Consider the following 21,375-nt stretch of genomic DNA (forward strand, 5'->3'; position numbering starts at 1 on the left):
GGGCGAAGCGCTGCGGCGGGCCCGGTGAACGAGCACTACTGAGACGGCTCTCAGTAAGCGTCCACTACTGTGTCGGTCTGAGATGACTGAGCCCGCGACGCCGACGTCCACCACGCCCGATCGGCGTGGCGATCGACGCACCCTGCACATCGGGGGGATCGCGATCCCGTCGAATCCACGCACCTGGTCGATCGTGGCCGTGGTGGCCGGACTGGTCGCCGTCGTCGCCGCGGTCCTGACGCCGTTCCTGCCGGTCACCGCCCACACCGCGACCATCACGTGGCCGCAACCGCAGTCACTGTCGGTGACCGCCCCGCTGGTCGCGCAGACGCCGTCGAACCTCGATGTGACCGTCGACTGCCGCGTGCTCGCCGAGGCCGTCGGGAAGACGGCGACCGGATCGACGGTCGTCGTGTCGACGATGCCGCGCGGTGCGCAGAAGGCCACCGATTCCGGTCTGTTCATCACCGCAGGCTCCGGCGGTGTGACGGCCGCGGTGCGCAACTCCCAGCTGGCGAGCGCCACGCCCGAACAACTCGCCACCTGCCAACGCCTGCACGTGTGGGTCTCGCGGACCGACACCGGCGGGATCACCCACGCACGCTTCGTCGGGGTGCCTGGACCCGCCGCGCAGGGCACCGCCGAAGCCGCCGACCAGCCCCAGGTCGCGGGACTGTTCACCGACCTGGACTCGACATCGGGAATGGCCGCCCGCATCGCCGTCGACAACCGCTTCGACACCACCCCGTCGGCGATCAAGCTGACCGTGATGATCCTCGGTGTGCTCGCCGCACTCGTCGCGGCCGTCGCCGTCGCGGCCCTCGACATCCTCGGCGGCTATCACCGGCGCATCGGCCTACCCGACGTCCGCCGACTGCTGATGCCGCGCGCCGTCGACCTCGCGGTCACCGCAGTGCTGGTCGTGTGGCACTTCCTGGGGGCAGGCAGCCCCGACGACGGCTACATCCTGGAGATGGGCCGCAACAGCGTCGACGCCGGATACCTCGCCGACTACTACCGCTTCTACGGCATCCCCGAGGCACCGTTCGACTGGTACTACTCGTTCCTCGCGCATTGGTCGCAGATCTCGACGGCGGGCATCTGGATGCGCCTGCCCGCGCTGGTCGCCGGACTGCTCGGCTGGTTCATCCTGAGTCGGGTGCTGCTGCCACGACTCGGTGGCGCTGTGCGCCGCTCACAGTGGGCGATGTTCACCGCCGCAGCGGTGTTCGTCGCGTTCTGGATGCCGCTCGACAGCGGCCTGCGCTCCGAACCGATCATCGTGCTCGGCTCGCTGCTGACCTGGTGGGGTGTCGAGCAGGCGATCGCCACCCGACGGATGTTGCCCGCCCTCGGTGCGACGCTGGCCGCCGGGATGACCCTCGCCGCCGCGCCGCAGGGGCTTATCGCAGTCGCGATCCTGGTGGCCGGTTCGCGGCCGATGCTGCGCAACGTGCGCCGTCGCGCCGCCGAACACGGTCTGCTCGCGACGCTCGCCCCGGTCGCGGCGATGGCCGGAGTGGTCGTCATCATCGTCTTCCGCGACCAGACGCTGGCCGCCATCGCCGAGGCGATCCGGGTGCGCTACACCGTCGGTCCGGTGCTGTCGTGGTATCAGGAATTCCTGCGCTACTACTACCTGACGCTCAGCAGCCAGGACGGCACCCTCGTACGCCGCGTGCCGGTTGTGCTGCTGTTGGCCGCGGTCTTTGTCACCATCGCTGTCATGTTGCGCCGCAAGCATGTTCGTGGCGTCGACCCGGCACCGGTGTGGCGCCTGATCGGCACCTTCGGGCTGTCGATGCTGTTGCTGTCGTTCACCCCCACCAAATGGACGATGCAGTTCGGTGTGTACGCCGGCGTCGCGGCCGCATTGGCGGCCGTCGCCGCGGTGGCCGTGGCCGAATCGGCGCGCCGCTCACCCCGCAACCTCTGCGTCTACATCGCCGGCCTGCTGTTCGCCTGCGCGGTCGCCGCCGCCGGCCAGAATGCCTGGGGCTGGGCCTACGACTTCGGTATCTCGTGGTTCGACAAAGCCCCGGTGCTGGAAGGTCAACAACTCTCGAGCCTCTTCCTGGTGCTCACGGTGCTCGCGCTCGCCGCCGCGGTCTGGTTCCACCTGCGCATCGACGTCGACGCCGAACACGGCCGGATGCGGGAGAACTCGCGCACCCCGGGGTGGGTGAAAACCGCGATCGCCTCCTCGCCGATGGCGATCATCGCGACGCTGGTGGTGCTCATCGAGTTGCTGCTGTTCGCCAAGGCCGCTGTCGCCCGGTCGGATTCGTACACCACCGCCAGCGCCAACCTGCGCGCGCTGACCGGCAATCCGTGTGGGATGGCCGATCAGGTCCTCGTCGAACCCGACCCGAACACCGGCGCGTTGCGCCCGATCGGGACCGCAGACATCTCCCGGGCACTCGCCGGGAAGTCCGAGGGCTTCGACCCCAACGGGGTCGCCGGGGATCTCACGCCCGACTCGACGACGGTGAGCGCGGGCACCATCAACACCGGCGCCGATCCCTCCCGGCCGTTCGTGGTCACCGGTGCGCAACCGGGCACCACCGGCGGAGTCGGCCCCAAGGGTGTCAACGGCTCCACCGCGGCACTGCCGTTCGGGCTCGACCCGGCCCGCACCCCGGTCATGGGCAGCTACGGCCACGACAACGGCACCGCCACCCTCACCTCGATGCCGTACGCGCTGCCGGCCCGCACCTCCTCGCCGCTGATCGTCATCACCGCGGCCGGGCCGGTGTTCTCGGTCGATCAGGACGGTGTGGTCACCCCCGGCCGCTCGTTGACCGTCGAGTTCGGAACCTCCAGCGCCTCGGGTGATTTCCGGCAGATCGGGCCGTCGGTCGTGCCGCTCGATCCCGGACCGGACCGTCCCAACCGCCCGTGGCGCAACCTGCGGATCCCGATGTCGTCGGTGCCCGCGGGCGCCACCGCGATGCGGATCGTGGCCGTCGACGACAATCTCGCCAACGACCAGTGGCTGGCCTTCACGCCGCCACGCGCGCCGCGGCTGGAAACGCTGCAGAATCTCGTCGGTTCCACCGCGCCGGTGTTGCTGGATCTGTCGGTCGGTAGCCAGTTCCCGTGCCAACATCCGATCACCGTGACCAATGGGATCAGCCAGATCCCGCAGTGGCGGATCACCCCCGATCGCACCACGACGTTCTCCAAATCCAAGTCGTGGCAGTCGGCGACCTCCGGTGGCGGCATCCTCACCACCGCCGACGCGTTGACCTCGGCGAGCACGATGGCCACGTATCTGCAGGGTGACTGGTATCGGGATTGGGGTGCGCTGCAACAACTGACACCGTTGGTGCCCGATGCGCGACCGGCGACCGTGCGCACGGGCGACACGACGGAATGGGGTTGGAGCAGGAGCGGAGCTATCAGGGTGGTGAGTGAGAATGACTGAGACCTCCACGACACCCGCGCCCACCGACGCCACCGGCCGTAGCCGCCGAATCCGTATCGCGCGGATCGTCGCGGTCGTCGCCGGCCTGATCGGCATCGTGCTGGCGCTCGCGATGGCGGTGCTGCCGGTCACCTACACCAAGGTGCAGATCAAGTGGCCCCAGCCGACCTCACAGAATGCCTCCGGGGTCGAGAACATCTTGGCGCCCAACGTCTCCTACACGCCGACCAACCTCGACCTGAGCGTTCCGTGTCGGCTCGCCGCCGACCTGCCGGCCCGGGGCGGAGTGCTCGTCAGTACCGTCCCGGAGAACGGGGTCGAAGCGGGCAAGGTGGGGCTGTTCGTCCGCGCGACCACCGACCGGTTGCTGGTCGCCCAACGAAATGCCGTTCTGCTCAATGTCCCCCGGGCGCAGGCGCAGAGCACTCCGGACTGCACGATCGTCATCCACGCCGACACCTCCGGCATCCGCGGTGAGATCCAGGGCTTCTCGGCCGCCGACGGCGCATCGACCTCGTTCCGCCTCGACGATCCCAACGCGCGCCCGCAGATCATCGGTGTGTACACCGACCTGCCTTCCACCGTCGACACCACGGGATTGTCGTACTCCTCGACCGTCGACACCCGCTTCGTGTCGAGCCCCACGACACTGAAACTCGCTGCGGCGCTGGTCGGCATCGTCATGGCCATCGCCTCGATGATCGCGCTGGCGGTCCTCGACACCCAGGACGGACGCAGACGCCGCCGCCTGCTCCCAGGGCGGATGAAGCGGCCCCGGGGGGACGACGAGGACGAGGACGCACCCGCGCTGCCGCCCGGTCGTAAGCCGTGGTGGCATGTGAGCGTCCTTGATGCGCTGGTCGTCGCCGTGCTGATCATCTGGCTGTTCGTCGGCGGCAACACCGCTGACGACGGGTACCAGGTCACCGTCGGCCGGATCGCGCCCGGCGCAGGCTATCTCGACAACTACTACCGGTATTTCGGTGTGCCACAGGACCCGTTTGGCTGGCACTACCAGTATCTTGCGTTGTGGATGCAGGTCAGCACCGCCACCCCGTGGCTTCGGCTGCTGCCGTTGATCTTCGGCGTCCTGTGCTGGTTCATGCTCTCGCGCGGGGCGTTCGGCCGGATCGGCAGCGCGGTCCGCAATTCGCGTGCGGCCCGCTGGGCCGGTGCCTTCGCCTTCCTCGCGGTGTGGCTGGCCTTCAACAACGGTCTGCGAGTGGAACCGTTCCTCGCCGTCGGCATCCTCGCCACATGGTTGCTGGTGGAGCGTTCGGTGGCGACCGGCCGCCTCTTCCCGCTGACCCTGGCGATTGTCGTCGCGGCCTTCACGTTGACCGTCCACCCGGCCGGCGCCATCGCGGCGGTCGCCCTGATCGCGGCGCTGCGACCGATTTTCGTCCGCCTGCGCGTGCGGATTCGACGCGACGGTTGGTTCCCGACGCTGACCCCGATCCTCGCCTCAGGTCTGCTGGTGCTCTACGAGATCTTCGCCGACCAGCCCCTCGCCTCAATTCTCGAGGGTGTCAAGGTGCAGGGCATCGTCGGACCCACCAACAAATGGTGGACCGAGGCCATGCGGTACTACATCCTGCAGAACCCCACCACCGACGGCTCGATTGCCCGCCGGGTCGGGATCTTCATGACGCTCTTCGCGGTCATCTTGATCGTGCTGGTGCTGTTGAGCAGGCGTCGAGTGCCCGGCATCGCCACCGCGCCGCTGTGGCGAATCGTCGCGATCCTTGCCGGAGCCGTTGGGGTGCTGGCATTCTCGCCGACCAAGGCCACCCATCAGTACGGCGCGTTCGCCACCTTGACCGGTGTGCTCGTCGCCGCGGCGACCGCGTTCATCTCCCCGCAGGTGATCCGCCGACGATGCAATCGGACCTTCATCGCCGCGGCGGCCACCTACGTACTCGCCGTCGTCTTCACCGGCCGCAACCAATGGTGGTACGTCGGCAGCTACGGCATCCCGTGGGGCGACGACACCCCGAATGTGGCCGGAATCAAGCTCTATCAACCGATTCTGCTGATCGCCGTCATCATCACGCTGGTCGGTGCCTGGCAGTATTTCCGCGACGACCGCCGCGCCCAACTGGGTGAGCCGATCGTCGAGCCGACCTCCGGGGTCCGCGGATTCCTCGGCCGGATGCCCACCTACTCGCTGGCGATCGTGCTCGCGATCGTGCTCGTGTTCAACATGATCTCCTTCGCCAAAGCGATTCAGACCCAACGCGGTTCGTGGTCGTGGGCGAGTTCCAACGTCAATGCCCTGCGTGGCAATCCGTGTGCGTTGGCCGATGCGATCCTCGTCGAAGCCGACCCCAACAAGGGCCTGCTCTCCCCGGCACGAGTTGCCGGACAAGAGAACTCGTCGCCGGGTGCGGCGCTGGCAGGCAAGGGCATGGTCGGATTCACCCCCAACGGGGTGGCGACGGATCTGCAGACCACCTACGACGACGACAACGACGCCGACTCCGACCAGCAGGACCCCACCCAGACCGACCCCAGCGCGGCCACCGACACCGGCGAGAACTCCACCGGCACAGCCGATACCGCAGGTGGCACCACCTCGACGAAGGGTGTCAACGGCTCGTCGGTGAAGCTGCCCTTCGGTCTCGACCCGGGCAAGGTGCCGGTGCTCGGCAGTTACGGTGCCCCGGGCAGCCGTGCCTCGTTGACCTCCGAGTGGTATCAGCTGCCCAAGCGCAGCCCTGATGCGCCGTTGGTGACGATGTCGGTGGCGGGCACCGTCGGCTACGTCGACGACCTCGCTGTCACCCATCCGGGACCGGAGCTGCGGCTCGAGTTCGGTCGTGTCGAGCCCGACGGCTCGGTGACCACGGTTGCCTCGCAGGTGCCGCTGGGGATCGCCACCGACCCCGCATGGCGCAACATGCGGTTCCCGCTCGACAAGGCGCCGCCACGGGCGAGTGTCGTCCGCGTCGTCGCGGCCGACACGTCCTCGGATCCCTCGGGCTGGCTCGCGGTGACCCCGCCGCGGGTGACCTCGATGGTGACGCTGAACGACCTTGTCGGCAGCAAGGATCCGACGCTACTCGACTGGGAGGTCGCCCTGGCGTTCCCGTGCCAGCGGCCGGCCGAGGTGCACAACGGCATTTGGGAGATCCCGAAGTGGCGGATCACCCCCGACGCCGACGGCGAACGGGTCAACTCACGCAACTGGATGGCCGGTAACTACGGCGGTCCGCTCGGCATGGTCGACAACGATCTGTCGGCGACGGTGCTGCCGTCCTACCTGCGCAACTCGTGGGCCAAGGATTGGGGCAGCCTGCAGCGGCTCACCCCGCTGGTCGACCAGACGCCCGCCGATCTCGTCGTCACCCAGGACACCCACACCGGCCTGTGGACCCCGGGGCCGATGCGCGCGATCATGAACTGACGCCGATGGCGCCCACCAGTTCGCCGACAGCGCTCACTTAGATCGATGGTCGAGGTGCCGAGGAGCGCCAGCGACGAGCCTCGAGACCCCCTGTGCCGAACAGCTACCGGGCCACAGTGGTCCGAATCCAGCACCGGTGCAAGCGGTCTCGAGGCTCGCCGCACGCGGCTCGCACCTCGACCAGCGATTGATGAATCGGGCTGTTCCCCATCCCGGTGGTCGAGGTGCCGAGGAGCGCCAGCGACGAGCCTCGAGACCCCGTGTGCCGAAAGGATTCCGGGCCACGGTGGCACGCGCACCTCGACCATCGGGTGGGGATTATCTCTATGGAGTTGTCAAACAACAGATGCGGTCCCGGCCGGGCCGGGTGCGGGGAATCAGGCTGTAGTAGAGGCGCTTCGGGTCAGGCTGCTGCGTCGTCGAGTCTCATGGTGCGTCGGTGATAGGACGGTATCGGTCGTCGTTTCGGATCCACGCTGGCGGGTGGGATCAGCCAGGGGTGTCGGTCGAATCCCATGATGATGTCCCATCCGTGGTGGTGGACATCGTCGTGGCAGCTGCTGCAGAGGAGGCATCCGTTGTCGAGGTCGGTGGGACCACCGTCGGCCCAGTGGTGCGCGTGGTGTGCTTGGCAGCGGCCGGCGTGTGCTCCGCATTTGATGCACCCGCGATCCCGCACGAGCAGGGCTTTGCGTTGCCCGGGGGTGAACAATCGTTCCTGGCGTCCGACGTCGAGGGGTACGCCGTCGGTGTTGAGGATGATTTTGGTGATGGTGGTGTCACACGACAACAGTTTGGCGGTGGCTTCGGTGATCGGACCCATGTTCTGCAAGTCGCCGCCGATTGCCGGGTTGTCGGCTGACCAGGTCCACAACAGTCCGTTGGTGGGTTTCGCCGAGAATGTGGTGTCCGCCAAACCTTGTGCCGCCAACTCCACGATCGCCTCGAACGCGGCCGCGCAGATCTGTTCGGGTGTCCGCGGATCCGGGGACCCGTCGGGCTGGGGCTTGGGCGCCGACAAGGTTTCCATCAGGGTGCGTGTCTTTTCGCCGGCGATGATGTCGAGGTTCGCCGAGATCTCCAACCGTCCGTCGTCGGTGATGCGGTCGGTGTAGGAGTTGATCGTCTTGTCCTCCGCGGCCGGTAACCCGCCCGGTGTTTCGGCCGCCAACTCGTTCCCCAACTGTCGCGCGTAGAGGTTGATCTCGGCGGGGGTGAATCCGGCGAAGTAGTGCGACAGCAGTTTCCGCAGGTATTCACAGCGTTGGACGGTGTCGAGGGGTTCGGGGCATCGGGTGTCGATGTGCGCCAGTCCGCGGACGATGGCGTCGGTGTGTTCGGATGAGATGGACCCGTCGGCGGCGTGCGCGAGCAACAGATCCACATCGGTGGTGGCAGCCATCCGCACGTACCGACTTGCGACGGCGGGTGCGAAACCCATGCTGATCAACAACTCCCGCAGTCGGGTGGTCTTGTGGTCTGCCACCCCTAACCGGTCCAGTTCGCCGGTGAGGGTGGTGGCATGGTGATCGATCAGGTTCCGCAACAACAGGACTTGTTTCATCGCGCCAAAGGCTTGGGGCCCGGTCATGTCCGGATTCCATTGCAGGTCGCTGAGTTGGCTGACGATGTCGGCGAAGATCGCCTCGGCGTCAAGAGCTTCGGTGGTGTCGATCATGGGCCCCTCCCCAGTGGCTGATCGGTGTGATGGGTCCATCGTACTCGAACATATGAATCAAGGCAAGGGTGTTCGATGGTTCTGGGGAGGCAAAGGTGCTTGTGGACAACGGGTTTCGGTGGTGGGCTGGCGGAAGTTTTCTGTCGGTGGGGTGTGGTAGGGGGTGCGGCTTTCGCTGTGGGCCGGATCGATGTGGTTGGGAGGCTTGTTGTCTCACCGGGTCTCGAGGCCCGGCGCCTGGGGCGCCGTGCACCTCGACCATCGGAAGGGGGTCTCGAGGCCCGGCGCCTGGGGCGCCGTGCACCTCGACCATCGGAAGGGGGTCTCGAGGCCCGGCGCCTGGGGCGCCGTGCACCTCGACTATCGGGGAAAGGGGCTCGTTGCGCGGGCAGGGCGGGTTGCTCGACCATCTGGAGGGCAGGGTTTTCGATGATGGGGGGCGCCTGGACGGTCGGGATTACTGTGTACGCGGCGCCTACGAGTGGACGCGGCTGGTGCAGTGGGGGCGTCTGCGAATTCGGCTGGCGTAGAACGCTTCGGCGGTGGATCGCACACCTCGGCCATCGGGAAAGGCGCCGACGGTGACCTCAGTGCCGGATCGGCGCCGGAGCCCAGAGTCCGCTTCGGGTGGCGGTGCCGGTGGTGATCTCGGCGTGGCGGGTCACGTCGTCGTAGGGGACCAGCCGCTCCAGTGAGCCCCAGTCGCGGCCGACGTCACCCTTCAGATACGTTGCCAGAGCGGTCGGTTCGAGCAGTACCTGCTCCCAGCCGATCGGGCCACCGCCGAAGGCGTCCTGCCATGCCGAGACCGCCGCGGACAGGTCCGCGCCGGGCTCGATGCGCCACTGCGGTAGTTCGGCGACACCGTCGTGGTGGGTGAACGGCCGCTGGCACGGGAACACCAACCCTGAGGTCCAGTCGACGTGCACCGGGGCGGTGGACCCGACGACGTCCTGCAGGGTCCGCATCTGCGGCAGGCGTGGCGGCGTGACGATGATGTAGCGATCCGAGGCGAGATTGTCGTCGGTGGCGACGATGCGTACCGCGGTGATGTTGTCGGGCAGATCGGTGGTGGGCACCCGGACGTTGCGCCACGACGGCATGGGGCCGGGGTCGATCATGTTCACCGATCCGGTCGCCGACAGGTCGGCATCGCGGGTGGTCGACCCGATTTTGCCGGTGGTGTACTCCAGCACCAGATCCTGCGGGTTGTCGAACTGCCCGGCGATGGAGAAGGTCACCAGCGGCCGACCCCGATGGTCCGTCGGCAGTGCGTACCAGCCCGACGTCAGGTGCGCCGGGGTCTGATCGTCCTTCGAATAGCTGCCCAGCACGGGGGTTTTCGACGGATCGAGTTCGAAGGGCAGGGCGGCGTGGCTGCCGTTGACACCCGGTGTGCTCTCCTCGCCACCACCGGTGCCACCGGCGTTGGCGATCAACACATCTGGGTCGGCCGCGGCATCTCCTGCGAGCACTCCGAGTGCGCCCGCAGGGGTTTTGGTATCGAGTTCCTCGGGCACGGCGTCGGGACCGAAGCCACTCGTCGCAGGCTCCGTCGACGACGCCGGCTGGGTCGCGGGGCCGGCGAGCGGATCGGTGAGTGTCTTGTCGACCGGCGACAATTCGTAGTTGCTGGGGTTCTCCTCCACCCAGATCTTGTCGGCCATGCCGCACTGCTTGCCCGCCAGCGCCTCCAGGTTGGAGCGGGGTACCGAGTACGAATCACTCTGGTGGATACCGGCGAACGCGGCGGTGACGAGCTCGAAGACCACCACCAGTGCGGCCACCCAGGCCAACGGGGCCCCGGCGAGGGAGTGCCAGGTGCGCCGATACCAGGGATGCTTCTCGGCCTTCCACTGGTCGTCCGGTTCGGCGTCGGGATCGGTCCCGGTGAACGGTTCACGGAAGTGGAACCACAACGCCAGCAACAACAACAGCAGTGCGATCGCCAGGAACAACGTGCCCAGCCGCACGACGATGGTCGGCTGGTCGACGCCCCAGGGCATCCCCCACGCCGAGGAGTAGTAGTACGAGTTGGGGCCGGCGAACGCCAGTCCGACGATGAAGAACACGAGCGCCGCATACAGCGTGCGGTTGCGGCGGGAATGCATCGCGCTCTGGCTGGCGGCGATCGCGGCGATGGCGGCCAATGCCGCTGCGAGACCGGCGAACACGCCGAAGTGGTGGGTCCACTTGGTGGGCGTGAACATCAGGAACACCAACGACGCGAACGTGATTCCGACGATTCGCCGGGTCGGGCCGATCGCGGTGCCGGGGATGCGGGACTTGCGGATCAGCACCGCCGCCGAGACCACCATCCCGAGGATCATCGCCAGCACGGCGAAGCGTCGGGCGATGGAACCGTCCGCGGAGAACGCGAACAGCGAAGAGTAGCGGTCGATCTCGTTGTACCAGTGCAGCGACGGCCCGAGCGCCGACTTCATCTTCGACGAATCCAGGAAGGAACGCAGCGTCAGATTCGAGAACACCACGAAGATGACGAAGGTTCCCGCCGCGAGTATCGGGGCGAGCAACGCGAGGAATGATCGCCACCCGTTGCCGATCACGCGGGCGCGCTTGATGAGCGCAAGGATCATCGGTCTGGCGCCGGCGATCAACGCGGCGACGGCCAGCAGTCCGGTCGGTCCGGCGGCAAGGCTGAATGCGCCGAACAAACACGCCAGCGCCGCGGGTAGCAGCCGGCCCGTCGCGATCGACCGCTCGACCGAGCACCAGGTGAGCAGCGCGCCGAGACAGATGATGGGTTCGGGACGCAGACCGTTGTTGAACGGGAACCACGACGCGAGGAACACAAAGGCCGCGGTCCAGGCGACGCCAGGCCGGGTGATCGCCGCCCGGCCCAGCCGCGGCAGCACCTCGTGGCTGATGATCAACCACGACACCACGCCGCACAACAAGGCCGGCAACCGCATCCACGGACTGGCCACCGACACGTGGCTGAGCAGGCCGAAGGCCTCGTAGTACCAACCGAAGGGCGCCTCGGGAGCGCCGTACCAGCGGAAGTAGTTGGCGGTGTACTCACTGTTCTGCGCGACGCGGGCCATCGTCATCAGATAGCCGTCGTCGGAGGTGTTGGGCCCGATGAAATGCCACACCAGCAGCGCGATCAACACCACGTAGTCGCGAACATTGAGGCGCCACCAGCGCGCCGGGAAGATACGACGGTGCTTGCGCTCGTCGGTCGAATCCAGCGCGGCCAGAGCCATCAACGACAGCAGGGTGCACACGATGCCGACGATGAGGACCAGCCACTTGAGGATTGTCGGTGTGGAGGTGTAGCGGGAGTCGATGGTGACGTGGGCGTGCAGGCCGGGCAGCGACGCGGCCGGCCCGGTCAGATCGGTGAACAGGCCGGTGACCTGCGGGCGCTGATCGGAGGTGTAGAGGTCACGGTCGCTGGTCGTGCCCGACAGTGACTCGCCCTTGTCGTTGGTCATCCCGACGAATTCGGCGGTCACCTCGTCGGAGTCGGCGTGCACGACGATGTCGCGGCAGCTCTGTGTATTGATCTGCGCGACGGTCGCCGACACCAGCGGCACGTTGCGATTGACGACCTCGACGGTCTGCTTGTCGGCCGGATCGGTCGCGGCGCCGGTCTTGCGGATGAACAGGCCACGCTCGGGTGACTTCTCGGCCCCCTTGGGCGTCGTCGACAACAGCACCGACTGCCCGCCGCGCAGTTCGCCGACCGCCGAACACGGCACGCTGACGTCGAGGTCGATCGGGACGTAGCTGATCAGGGGTGCGGTAACCGAATTGATCTGACCGTCCTGCGGCCAGGTGATCTGCGCGGTGGTCTGGTTGACCGGCATGAACGGCGTCGCGAGCGCGAGAAAGAGGCCGAGCAGGCCCGTGATGATTGCTACGAGCTTCGCTCGCCCGACCGTCAACGCTGCTGGCACAAAGAGTGATGGTAGTGGGTGGCCTGTGCGCGCCGAGACCGCACTAGGCTGGCGCTCATGTCGACCGATTCCGCCTCTGACGCGCAACGACTGCCGATCCTGCTGCTCAACGGGCCCAACCTCAGCACCCTCGGTTTGCGGCAACCGGACATCTACGGCGCCGACACCCTCGCCGACGTCGTCGCCCTCGCCGAGCGCACGGCCGCCGACGTGGGATTCGGGTTACGGGCCGCGCAGACCAACCATGAGGGCGAGATGATCGACTGGATTCACGAGGCGCGCGGTCAGGTGTCGGGCATCGTGATCAATCCGGCCGGCTGGACCCACACGTCGGTGGCGCTGGCCGATGCGCTGGTGATCCCCGAGGTGCCGATCATGGAGGTGCACATCAGCAACGTGCACAAGCGGGAGGCCTTCCGACATCACTCCTACGTCTCGCCGCTCGCGGCCGGGATCATCGTCGGCTACGGCATCCGCGGCTACGAGTTCGCCATCCGACGACTCGCCGAGATCGTCGCCGCCGACCGACCCTGACTGCAACCCAGGGGTTGCGCATCGGGATCATTGGTGCAACTATCGAGTTGCACATAATCCTCCGGCGAAAGGCCTCTCATGACCACCACCGACCTCGACCGCATCGAGCACCAGGTCCTCATCGACGCACCCGTGCAACGGGTCTGGGATCTCGTCAGCGAACCCGGCTGGTACATCAACGACAAGACCCTCACCGAGCATCGGATCGAGACCCGCGACGGCATCACCACCGTCGTCGACCCGGTGCACGGCAGTTTCTCGATGCTGATCGTCGAACTCGACGAGCCCCGCTACGCTGCATTCCGCTGGCTCATCGACGCCGACGATCCGTCGAGCACCTCCACGCTCGTCGAATTCTGGCTCACTCCCACCGATTCCGGTGTCGAGGTGAAGGTCGCCGAGAGTGGGTTCGCCTCGCTCGACGAGTCCGATGTCAATCGCCGGTCGCGGTGGGAGGATCACACCGAGGGTTGGCGACTCGAACTCGAGTTGGCCAGAGCCGCTCTCACCGAGGAACATTCGCGTGCCTGACCAGAGTTCAAGCCGGGCGGCTCCGGTCGAGGTGTTCGCGGCGCTCGCCGACGACACCCGCTGGCAGGTGCTCGTCGAACTCGGCCGGCGCCCGGCGTCGGCGTCGGCGCTGGCCACCCAACTCCCGATCTCGCGGCAGGCCATCGCCAAACACCTCAAGGTGCTCACCGACGCGGGGCTCGTCGAGCCGGTCAAGGTGGGCCGCGAGGTGCGCTACGAGGCCGTCGGTGCACGGCTCTCCGAGGTGGCCCGCAGCCTCGAGGTGATCGCCCGCGGATGGGAGCGCCGCCTGACGACGATCAAGGAGCTCGCCGAAGGCGGCCCCGACAACCCCTGGCGCGACAACCTCTGGCGCGACAACCCCTAGCGCGCCAACGCCTCTCGTGCCATCTCGGCCACCGAGCCGTCAACACGCGGTCCATGGCCGGGGAACAGCACTGTCGCATCGAGAGTGGTGAACGCCTCGACGCTGCGCCGGGCGGCGGCCACGTCGTGCTGGAAGACGTCGGGGATGCACTGGCAGCCCGAGATTCCCGAGATCGGGTGATCGCTGACCAGTGCATCCCCGGACACCAGTACCGCACCGTCGGCGACGAGGTAGGCGCTGTGACCGTCGGTGTGCCCGTGTGACGCCACCGGCACCGGCGCGCCCGGCAGATCGAGCGGACGCGGCAGATCCGAGGTGTGCGCAAACGGCTGGGTCGTCCCGATGCCCTTGCGGCTCAACACCCCCAGCGGCACGACCTCGGCCAGCCAGCGCCAGACGCGCGGCCGATGGGCGACCGACGCGATGTCGATCGGCGAGGCCTGCTGCAGATAGTCGCGGCGGGCGTGGCCCACCTCGTCCGGGTCGGCGAACACCGGAAAGCCATGACGCGCGGCGAGACTCACCAGCCCGCCGATGTGATCGACGTGGGCGTGGGTGAGCAGCGCGCCCCGGATGTCGGACGGGCTCGCACCGACCTTCGTGATCGACTCCTCGACCAGAGCCGCCTGACGCGGATACCCGCCGTCGATCAGGGTCACTCCGGAATCATCCTGCAGGACAACCCAGTTGACGGCTGCCGTGCCGACGAACCAGGCGGTGGACGACGCGCCATCGACCCGGCTGATCACCATCTTCTCGGCCGGCATGATCATGGCCTCACTTCCGCACGACCAGCACGAAGGGCCCGACCTCGGTGACCTCGAACCGCGGGTCGGCGAAGGCCTTGGGGTCGAAGGTGACCGTGTAGCGCTTGACGTTCGGGTCGTTGGGGTAGACGTCCTGCGCCAGCCGCAGCGTGTATCCGCCCGCGGAATAGCGGAACAGGAAGACGTTGGGCGCCCGCCACGGCGAATGCTCGAGCTGGTGGATCATCTCGTCGGGAGTCGTTGCCTGCGTCCACTTCTCGATGGTCGTGGCGCGTTTGTCGAACTCGGCGAGCGGATTGGCGTAATGCGAGGTCAGCCCCTGGAATCCCCAGTACGGATACACCGAGAGGAAGCCGTAGTCGGCGGTGAGCACCACGTTGTCGGTGGCCGGTCGTCCGGTCTGCTCGGTGATCAGCCGATCGATCTGCGGGAAGAACGATTCGGCGCCTGACGGCCGCTGGTCGGCGCGCTGCCCGAAGCCGTCGGTGTCGGTGTAGGCGGTGTTGATCTCGTTGGAGAGATAGTCCGGAATCCCTTGCGCCATGGCCACGGCCGCGATCGCCGCCACCACACCGATGACGACGCGGATGTCGCCGAAGCGCCCGACCGCCCAGCGCGAGAGATCGACGACGCCCAGCACGCCCGCAGCGGCGAGCACCGCGATCAGGATCGGCTCGAGGCGGAAGGAGAGCAGGGTGGAGCCGGTGGCGGTGCGCAGCATCGACAACAGGCAGAACAGGTAGATGCCGACGACGGTGATCCCGAAAGTCAGTGCCACCGTGCGCTGCCGGAACCGCAGCAGAATCCACAGCAGTCCGATCATCGTGATCGCGCCGGTCAGACTCAACTCGAACATCGGCAGCGGCAGCACCGACCCGCGACCGGGAAGATAGTGCTCGGCGGTGCCCCCGCTCGACGGTTCGTTGCGCAGCCGCGCCAGCAGATACGGCGTCCACACCAGTAGCGCGATCAGGCCCGAGATCACCGCCATGACGATCAGCCGTACCGCCACCGCGATGACCAGGCTCCGCCTGGCCGCGGAAACCGCCTGTGCGGCAACGGTCTTGTTTGCCGCCCCACGCCACCCGACGACGATCACCACCAGCGCCATGAGGACCGCAACCCCAGCGAACAGTCCGGCATAGAGTGTGTACGAGGCGGCGCACAGGCCGAGGAACACCCCGCCGGCGACGACCGCCCACCAACTGGTCCCCGACCGCAACCGTCCGGATGGGCCGTCGATGAGACGTCCGTGTCCGCGCAACCCATACATCATCGGGATCAGCAGTGGGATGCCGATCAGGATCAGCACCGCCGCATACGGTTCGGGGGAGGCCTGCATCAGGGTGGTCACCGTGACCGCCAATGCGACCGCCACGCCCCGGTCGGCGCCGAGCATCCGGTTCCAGAGCACCACGCCGATCGCGGCGGCCACCGCGATCGTCAGGATGGCCCACGGTTTGTAGGCCTCCCATCCGGGCTGGCCCATCGCGTTGGCGAACCGCCCACCCCACCAGAACCAGCCGGCCGGGTAGTACGGCGGCAGATCGACGTAGGTCATGTCCGCCAGATGCGGGCTCGAGGTCATGCGGGTCAGGTACTCGGTGCGGAACTGCTGATCGACCGACAGACCGAACAGATAGAGCCGGGTCGCACCGAGCGGCATGCCGAGGGTGGCGGTGACCAGCCCGGCCACGCCGACCGTGGACACCAGCGTGGTCAGCCATCGCGAGCGGCCGTAGCGATAGAGGATCGTAGCGCCCACGAGCAGCAGTACCGCGATCACCTGACCGACGGTGGTCAACGCCCGCGTGACGTTCGACGAATTGAACGCGGGCCACTGGACGGCGTCGATCACCCTGAGTCCGACCATTGCGACGACTCCGCCGATCACGACGGCCACGACCAGCTCGATCACGGTGATGACGTGCGGATTCGCGCGGCGACGGGCCGCGGCCGCGGGCGGTCGGGGGGCGTCGGTGGCCGGGCTCTGCGTTGACGTCACGCCACCAGTTCTAGCAGTAGCGCCGGTACCCGGACGTCGACGGCGTCGGTAACTGCTCACCGTCGAGGCTTGCATCGGACGCGGCGTCAGCTTCTAGTCTTCGTATCCATGGCGACCACCCGCACGAACATCACCGGTTCGACGCCCCCCGGCGCTAGTGAGCACGGTTGGCGGGTCGGTGAACTCGCCGAGTTGACCGGCGTCACGGTGCGGACGTTGCGGCACTACGACCAGTCCGGACTGCTGCAGCCCTCCGGGCGGACCTCGGGCGGGCACCGACTCTACGACCCCGACAACGTCGCACGGTTGTACCGAATCCTGGCGCTGCGGCGGCTACGGTTCGGGCTCGCCGACATCCGGGCGCTGCTCGACGATCCCGAGTGGGACATGGCGGCGATGGTGTCCCGCCACGCTGCAGAGACCGAGCGTGCTCTTGCAGCCACCGCGCGCCTCAGCACACACCTGCGGGCGATCACGCACGTGATCGACAACTCAGGACACGCGTCGTCCGACGACCTGTTCACCATCATGGAGGAGATGACCATGCTCGATTCACCGGTTCGCGGCACCACCACGCTGCTCGTCTACGACGATCTGCCTGCTGCGCACGCCTTTCTGATCGAGACGTTCGGACTGACCGGGGGGCCGATCGAACGCTCTCCGGACGGGACGGCGGTACACGCGGAGGTCTACGCCGGAGACCAGGCGTTGGGGCTGCATCCCAGTGGTGAGGGCTATCGATCCCCGCGCGAGCTCGGTGCGGTCAGCAGCATGGTCGTCATCGCCGTCGACGACGTCGACGCGCACCACGAGCGGGCCCGCGAGCACGGCGCGACGATCGTCAAGGAGCCGACCGATCAGCGCTACGGTGTGCGCGAATACGGCGTGCGAGACCTCGAAGGGCACCTCTGGTACTTCCACACGCCGCTGGAGGGGTCGTGACCGCCGAGGACGTCGTCCGCGACCTCGCGCTCGCCCTCCCCGATGTGGTCGAGCGCGACCACCACGGCTTCCCGTCGTTCCGGTTCGGCGGCCGGATCATCGCCACCCTGCCGACGTCGAATCGTTTGCGCGTCATGCTCGACGAACACGGCATCCGCTCGGAGGCGGTGAGTCATCCCGACTCCTGTCGCGAGTTCTATTGGGGCAAGAAGCTTTCCGCTCTCGAGGTCGATCTCGACGTCGCCGACGACGCGCTCGTCGATGACCTGCTGCATCAGGCATGGGAGCGGCGCGCGCCCTGAGAGCCCACTCCGTTGGGGTTTCGCGCGGGTCGGTCAACCGGCCGACGACGGTAACCGGCGTGGCCATGACGGCGATCACATCCGTGTCCGCAACTTTGCTCGGCCAAGGAATAGGGGTTCGTCATGCGCCACCGTTGGGTGTGGGTAGGAGTCGTGGCCGCCGTGGCGGCCTTACCGCTGGTGACCGGGTGTGCCGACACCGGCACCGGGGCGTCGGCGTCGAGTGTGGTCACCGTGACCGCGACACAGACCACGCGTGCGTCGGCACCGGTGACCGGTACCGTCGCGACGAGCACCGATGTGACCGGTACCGATGTGAGCACCATCGGGGACGCGCCGGCCTCGCCCGTTGGCACCCGACCGCCGACCACCAATCCCCTTCCGCCGGGTCACGGTATCGGTGCGTCGGCCTACCTCGGAGCCTGGCAACGTCACGAGAGTTCGTTGACGTTCAACGGCGACCACACCACCGGGTCGGTGTTCTTGGGTGCCAACGCCGTCGACGGCGAGAAATGGGGATTCACCTGGACCATCGACCGGGCCGTGATCACCGCGACGCTCACCGGGTTGATCGAGAGGTCGGGCGCCGGCGTCGGCGGTATGGCCACCGGCCAGACGTTCACCGCAACGCCGACAGTCGATTCCGCGGGCACGGAGATCCTGGTCACGACGGGTCTCGGTGAAACCGGCTCGGAGTTGACGTGGTGCCGCTCAGGTCACGGATCACCCGGCTGCGGCGCCTGATCGCGCAGATGTCTGTCTGCTAGGTCTGTGTCTCACCCGGCGGCCGGGCGGCGTAGGCCGCGAGGAACGTGCGGACCCCGGCACGGATGACGGTGTCCGGGTCGTCCCGACCGCGGACTGCCGGGAGTTCCTGCACGCTCCCCGCGGTGAGCATGATCAGCTGCAGCGCGGCGATCTCGGCGTCGTCGATGGTGAACATGCCGGCATCGGCGTGACGACGGAGGTGCTCGGCGATCGCGTGTCGGACCCGCATCGGCCCGGCGTCACGCCAGGCGCGCAACGTCTCCGGCGCGATGTGCGCGGCGTCGGCGTTGATCTGGCGGACCATCGCGAAATGGGTCTCCACCGCGGGGTCCGTCGTCGACCATTGGCGACCGAAGGCGATCAGATCTGCTTCCGGCTCGACGATCCGGCCCAAGAGGCGGTCGGCGGTGGCGATCTGCAGTTCGGCAACCCGGGTGGCGCTGTCCAGGATCACCGCTTTGAACAGCGATTCCTTGTCGCCGTACTGGTTGTAGATGGTCCTCGTCGAGACCCCGGACTCGGCTGCGAGGTCGGTGATGCTCGCGCGGCTGTAACCATCACGGGCGAAGACGCGTAGCGCCCCGTCGAGAAGCGCCCGCTGCTTGTCTGCTCGCATCGGAACATGGTCCCACCGATCGAAAGTGCAATCAACATTGCACTAGGTGCAATGATCGTTGTACTTTGGGGTCATGACCCCCTCACTCTCCACACAGCAGTCGGACTCGGTACCGCTACGCCTGGCAGTTCTCGTCGGGAGCACGCGCCCGGGACGACGGTCGTATCTGGTCGCCGAATGGGCGGCGCATCTCGCCCGCGAGGCGCTGACCGGTCGTGCCGAGGTGTCGATCATCGACATCGCCGAGTTCGACCTGCCCCTCCTCGACGAGCCGCAACCCGCAGCGATCGGTGACTACCGGCACGAACACACCCGACGGTGGGCCGACGCGATCGCCGCGGCGGACGGGTTCATCATCGTCACCCCCGAGTACAACCACTCGCTGACCCCGGCGTTGAAGAATGCGATCGACTATCTGTACGCCGAATGGCACGACAAGGCCGCAGGTTTCGTGAGCTTCGGGCTCAACGGCGGGGTCCGGGCGGTCGAACATCTGCGGCTGACCCTGTCCGAGGTGAAGGTGGCGTGCGTGCGCGCCCAGGTCGCCCTCGATCTGTTCACCGACTTCGCCTTCGACGACATCTCCGAGCCCGGAACGGTGCAGCCCGGCGAGTGGCACGTCCGCCTCTTCGAGCGCATGCTCGACGAACTCCTACAGTGGTCGGCGGCCCTGCGTCCATTGCGGGTGTCGGTGCCGGCATGAGACGTGGGTCAGACCGTGCGGCAACGCTTTCCGACTCCCGGCTCGACCGACGCACGAGGCGCCTGTGCGGGGTGATCGTGCTCGGTGCGTTCGCCACCGGACTCGACGTGTCGGTGGTCAACGTCGGCCTGACCGACATCGGTGCCGATCTCGGTGCGCCGCTGTCACAGACGCAGTGGGTCGCGACCGCCTACCTTCTGGCACTGGCACTCTCGTTGCTGGTGGCCGGCTGGCTGGCCCGTCGCCACGGCACCGGCGTGATCTGGTTGAACGCGCTGGCCGCCTTCACGGTGGCATCGGCGCTGTGCGCCCTGGCGCCCGGCATCGGCCTGCTCATCGCCGCGAGAGTGCTGCAGGGGCTCGCCGGTGGGGTGTTGATTCCCGCGGGTCAGACGATCCTCGGTCAAGTGGTCGGGCCCGAGCGGCTCGGCCGCGTGATGGGTGCCCTGGGGATCGTGGTGGGTGCCGCACCGGCCCTCGGCCCGTTCGTGGGTGGGCTGATCCTGACGGGATTGTCGTGGCATTGGTTGTTCGTGATCAACCTCCCGATCGGCGTGGTCGGGGTTGTGTTGGGGCGCAGGATGATTCCCCATGGAGTGGCCACACCGGCGGTTCGCCTGCACCGGTCCGGGGTGATTCTCGCGACGGCGGGTCTGCCCTTGGTGATGTTCGGGATGACGCAGTGGGGCGACGCCGGGAAGCTGACGCCGACCGTCGGTGCCGCGCTCGCCGCCGGGGTGGTGATCCTGGTGGCCTTCGTCGTTGTCAGTCGCCGCGCCGAGAATCCGTTGATGGATCTGTCGCTCTACGGCGTGCGGGGCTTCCGGGTGGGCAGCGTCGCCGCATTGTTCTCCGGCGCCCTGGTCTTCGGCAGCGGACTGGTGTTCACTCTGTACTTCCAATTGGCCCGAGACCTCGATGCGCTGGCCACGGGACTCAACCTGCTCGGCGCCGCACTGGCGACCGCGGTGTGCGCGCCGTTCACCGGTCGCTGGATCGATCGATACGGTCCCGGGCCGGTCGCGCTGGCAGGTGGATTCCTTGCGATGGTCGGCAGTGGCGCGTTGACGGTGTTGCCGACGACCGCGCCGCTGGTCGTCGTGCAGCCCCTGCTCGTGGTGTTCGGTGCGGCCGTCTCGCTCACCGCGATGCCGGCCGGGGTCGCCGCGTACAAGGCGGTGCGCACCGATCAGCTTCCCGACGGGGTCACGCAGGTCAACGTGCTGCAACGGGTGGGTGGTTCGTTCGCCGGCGCGATCTTCGCCGTGCTCATCGCGACGCGAGTAGCCGACCCGCAGAACGCATTTCAGGTCGCCTTCGGCGCCTTGCTGGTGGTGTCGGGGTGCGCCGCGGTGGCAGGCTGGTACTTGATGCGGGCCACCGCGACCCGACGAGCCGACCCGTGA

General features: G+C 67.5%; 15 protein-coding genes. 10 read left to right on the forward strand and 5 right to left on the reverse strand.

What is annotated here, in order from left to right; all coding sequences use genetic code 11:
- Window positions 1-82 precede the first annotated feature (82 nt).
- Together AC5ZH6_RS02095 and AC5ZH6_RS02100 are read left to right on the forward strand one after the other, a co-directional pair.
- A complete protein-coding gene (locus tag AC5ZH6_RS02095; RefSeq protein ID WP_006369249.1) occupies window positions 83-3,427 on the forward strand; it encodes an arabinosyltransferase domain-containing protein in 3,345 nt (1,114 codons plus the stop codon).
- Window positions 3,420-6,833 carry an arabinosyltransferase domain-containing protein gene (locus tag AC5ZH6_RS02100; protein ID WP_006369250.1) on the forward strand — a complete coding sequence of 1,138 codons (3,414 nt, stop codon included), beginning with the start codon at window positions 3,420-3,422 and terminating at the stop codon, window positions 6,831-6,833. Before AC5ZH6_RS02095 ends, AC5ZH6_RS02100 begins: the two co-directional genes overlap by 8 nt.
- Window positions 6,834-7,236: 403 nt before the next feature.
- Here AC5ZH6_RS02100 and AC5ZH6_RS02105 read toward each other — a convergent pair whose 3' ends face one another.
- The gene (locus AC5ZH6_RS02105) at window positions 7,237-8,511 is read right to left on the reverse strand and encodes an HNH endonuclease (RefSeq protein WP_496168309.1); all 1,275 of its coding nucleotides are present in this window, start codon (window positions 8,509-8,511) and stop codon (window positions 7,237-7,239) included.
- Between the two features lie 587 nt (window positions 8,512-9,098).
- Window positions 9,099-12,434 (reverse strand): arabinosyltransferase domain-containing protein, encoded by a 3,336-nt coding sequence (locus AC5ZH6_RS02110; protein ID WP_496168311.1) that lies wholly within the window; start codon window positions 12,432-12,434, stop codon window positions 9,099-9,101.
- Window positions 12,435-12,491: 57 nt separating this feature from the next.
- Between AC5ZH6_RS02110 and aroQ the strand changes: the two genes are divergently transcribed.
- The 3 genes from aroQ (at window position 12,492) to AC5ZH6_RS02125 (ending at window position 13,866) form a co-directional block, all read left to right on the forward strand.
- Complete coding sequence (gene aroQ / locus AC5ZH6_RS02115; RefSeq protein WP_496168312.1) at window positions 12,492-12,968, forward strand: type II 3-dehydroquinate dehydratase; 477 nt, start codon at window positions 12,492-12,494, stop codon at window positions 12,966-12,968.
- A 78-nt stretch (window positions 12,969-13,046) separates the two neighbouring features.
- Entirely contained in the window at window positions 13,047-13,499 is a 453-nt protein-coding gene (locus tag AC5ZH6_RS02120) for an SRPBCC domain-containing protein (protein WP_006369254.1), read from the forward strand.
- Window positions 13,492-13,866 (forward strand): ArsR/SmtB family transcription factor, encoded by a 375-nt coding sequence (locus AC5ZH6_RS02125; protein WP_496168315.1) that lies wholly within the window; start codon window positions 13,492-13,494, stop codon window positions 13,864-13,866. The genes AC5ZH6_RS02120 and AC5ZH6_RS02125 overlap by 8 nt, the downstream gene beginning before the upstream one ends.
- Here AC5ZH6_RS02125 and AC5ZH6_RS02130 read toward each other — a convergent pair.
- Both AC5ZH6_RS02130 and AC5ZH6_RS02135 read right to left on the reverse strand, forming a co-directional pair.
- Entirely contained in the window at window positions 13,863-14,639 is a 777-nt protein-coding gene (locus AC5ZH6_RS02130) for an MBL fold metallo-hydrolase (RefSeq protein WP_496168317.1), read from the reverse strand. The genes AC5ZH6_RS02125 and AC5ZH6_RS02130 overlap by 4 nt on opposite strands.
- 4 nt (window positions 14,640-14,643) lie before the next feature.
- Window positions 14,644-16,638: a galactan 5-O-arabinofuranosyltransferase gene (locus AC5ZH6_RS02135; protein ID WP_496168318.1), complete on the reverse strand. Its 1,995-nt coding sequence runs from the start codon at window positions 16,636-16,638 to the stop codon at window positions 14,644-14,646.
- Window positions 16,639-16,746: 108 nt separating this feature from the next.
- On the opposite strand from AC5ZH6_RS02135, the gene AC5ZH6_RS02140 reads away from it, so the two are divergent.
- The 3 genes from AC5ZH6_RS02140 (at window position 16,747) to AC5ZH6_RS02150 (ending at window position 18,626) form a co-directional block, all read left to right on the forward strand.
- Entirely contained in the window at window positions 16,747-17,580 is an 834-nt protein-coding gene (locus tag AC5ZH6_RS02140; RefSeq protein ID WP_496168319.1) for a MerR family transcriptional regulator, read from the forward strand.
- Entirely contained in the window at window positions 17,577-17,882 is a 306-nt protein-coding gene (locus tag AC5ZH6_RS02145) for an MmcQ/YjbR family DNA-binding protein (RefSeq protein WP_211542885.1), read from the forward strand. Before AC5ZH6_RS02140 ends, AC5ZH6_RS02145 begins: the two co-directional genes overlap by 4 nt.
- 153 nt (window positions 17,883-18,035) lie before the next feature.
- Window positions 18,036-18,626: a hypothetical protein gene (locus AC5ZH6_RS02150; protein ID WP_496168320.1), complete on the forward strand. Its 591-nt coding sequence runs from the start codon at window positions 18,036-18,038 to the stop codon at window positions 18,624-18,626.
- A gap of 19 nt (window positions 18,627-18,645) precedes the next feature.
- On the opposite strand, the gene AC5ZH6_RS02155 is transcribed toward AC5ZH6_RS02150, so the two are convergent.
- Complete coding sequence (locus AC5ZH6_RS02155) at window positions 18,646-19,266, reverse strand: TetR/AcrR family transcriptional regulator (RefSeq protein ID WP_211542881.1); 621 nt, start codon at window positions 19,264-19,266, stop codon at window positions 18,646-18,648.
- Window positions 19,267-19,339: 73 nt separating this feature from the next.
- On the opposite strand from AC5ZH6_RS02155, the gene AC5ZH6_RS02160 reads away from it, so the two are divergent.
- Together AC5ZH6_RS02160 and AC5ZH6_RS02165 are read left to right on the forward strand one after the other, a co-directional pair.
- Complete coding sequence (locus AC5ZH6_RS02160; protein WP_496168322.1) at window positions 19,340-19,969, forward strand: NADPH-dependent FMN reductase; 630 nt, start codon at window positions 19,340-19,342, stop codon at window positions 19,967-19,969.
- A complete protein-coding gene (locus AC5ZH6_RS02165; protein ID WP_496168323.1) occupies window positions 19,966-21,375 on the forward strand; it encodes a DHA2 family efflux MFS transporter permease subunit in 1,410 nt (469 codons plus the stop codon). The genes AC5ZH6_RS02160 and AC5ZH6_RS02165 overlap by 4 nt, the downstream gene beginning before the upstream one ends.

It is taken from the genome of Gordonia sp. YC-XJ4 (assembly GCF_059511865.1).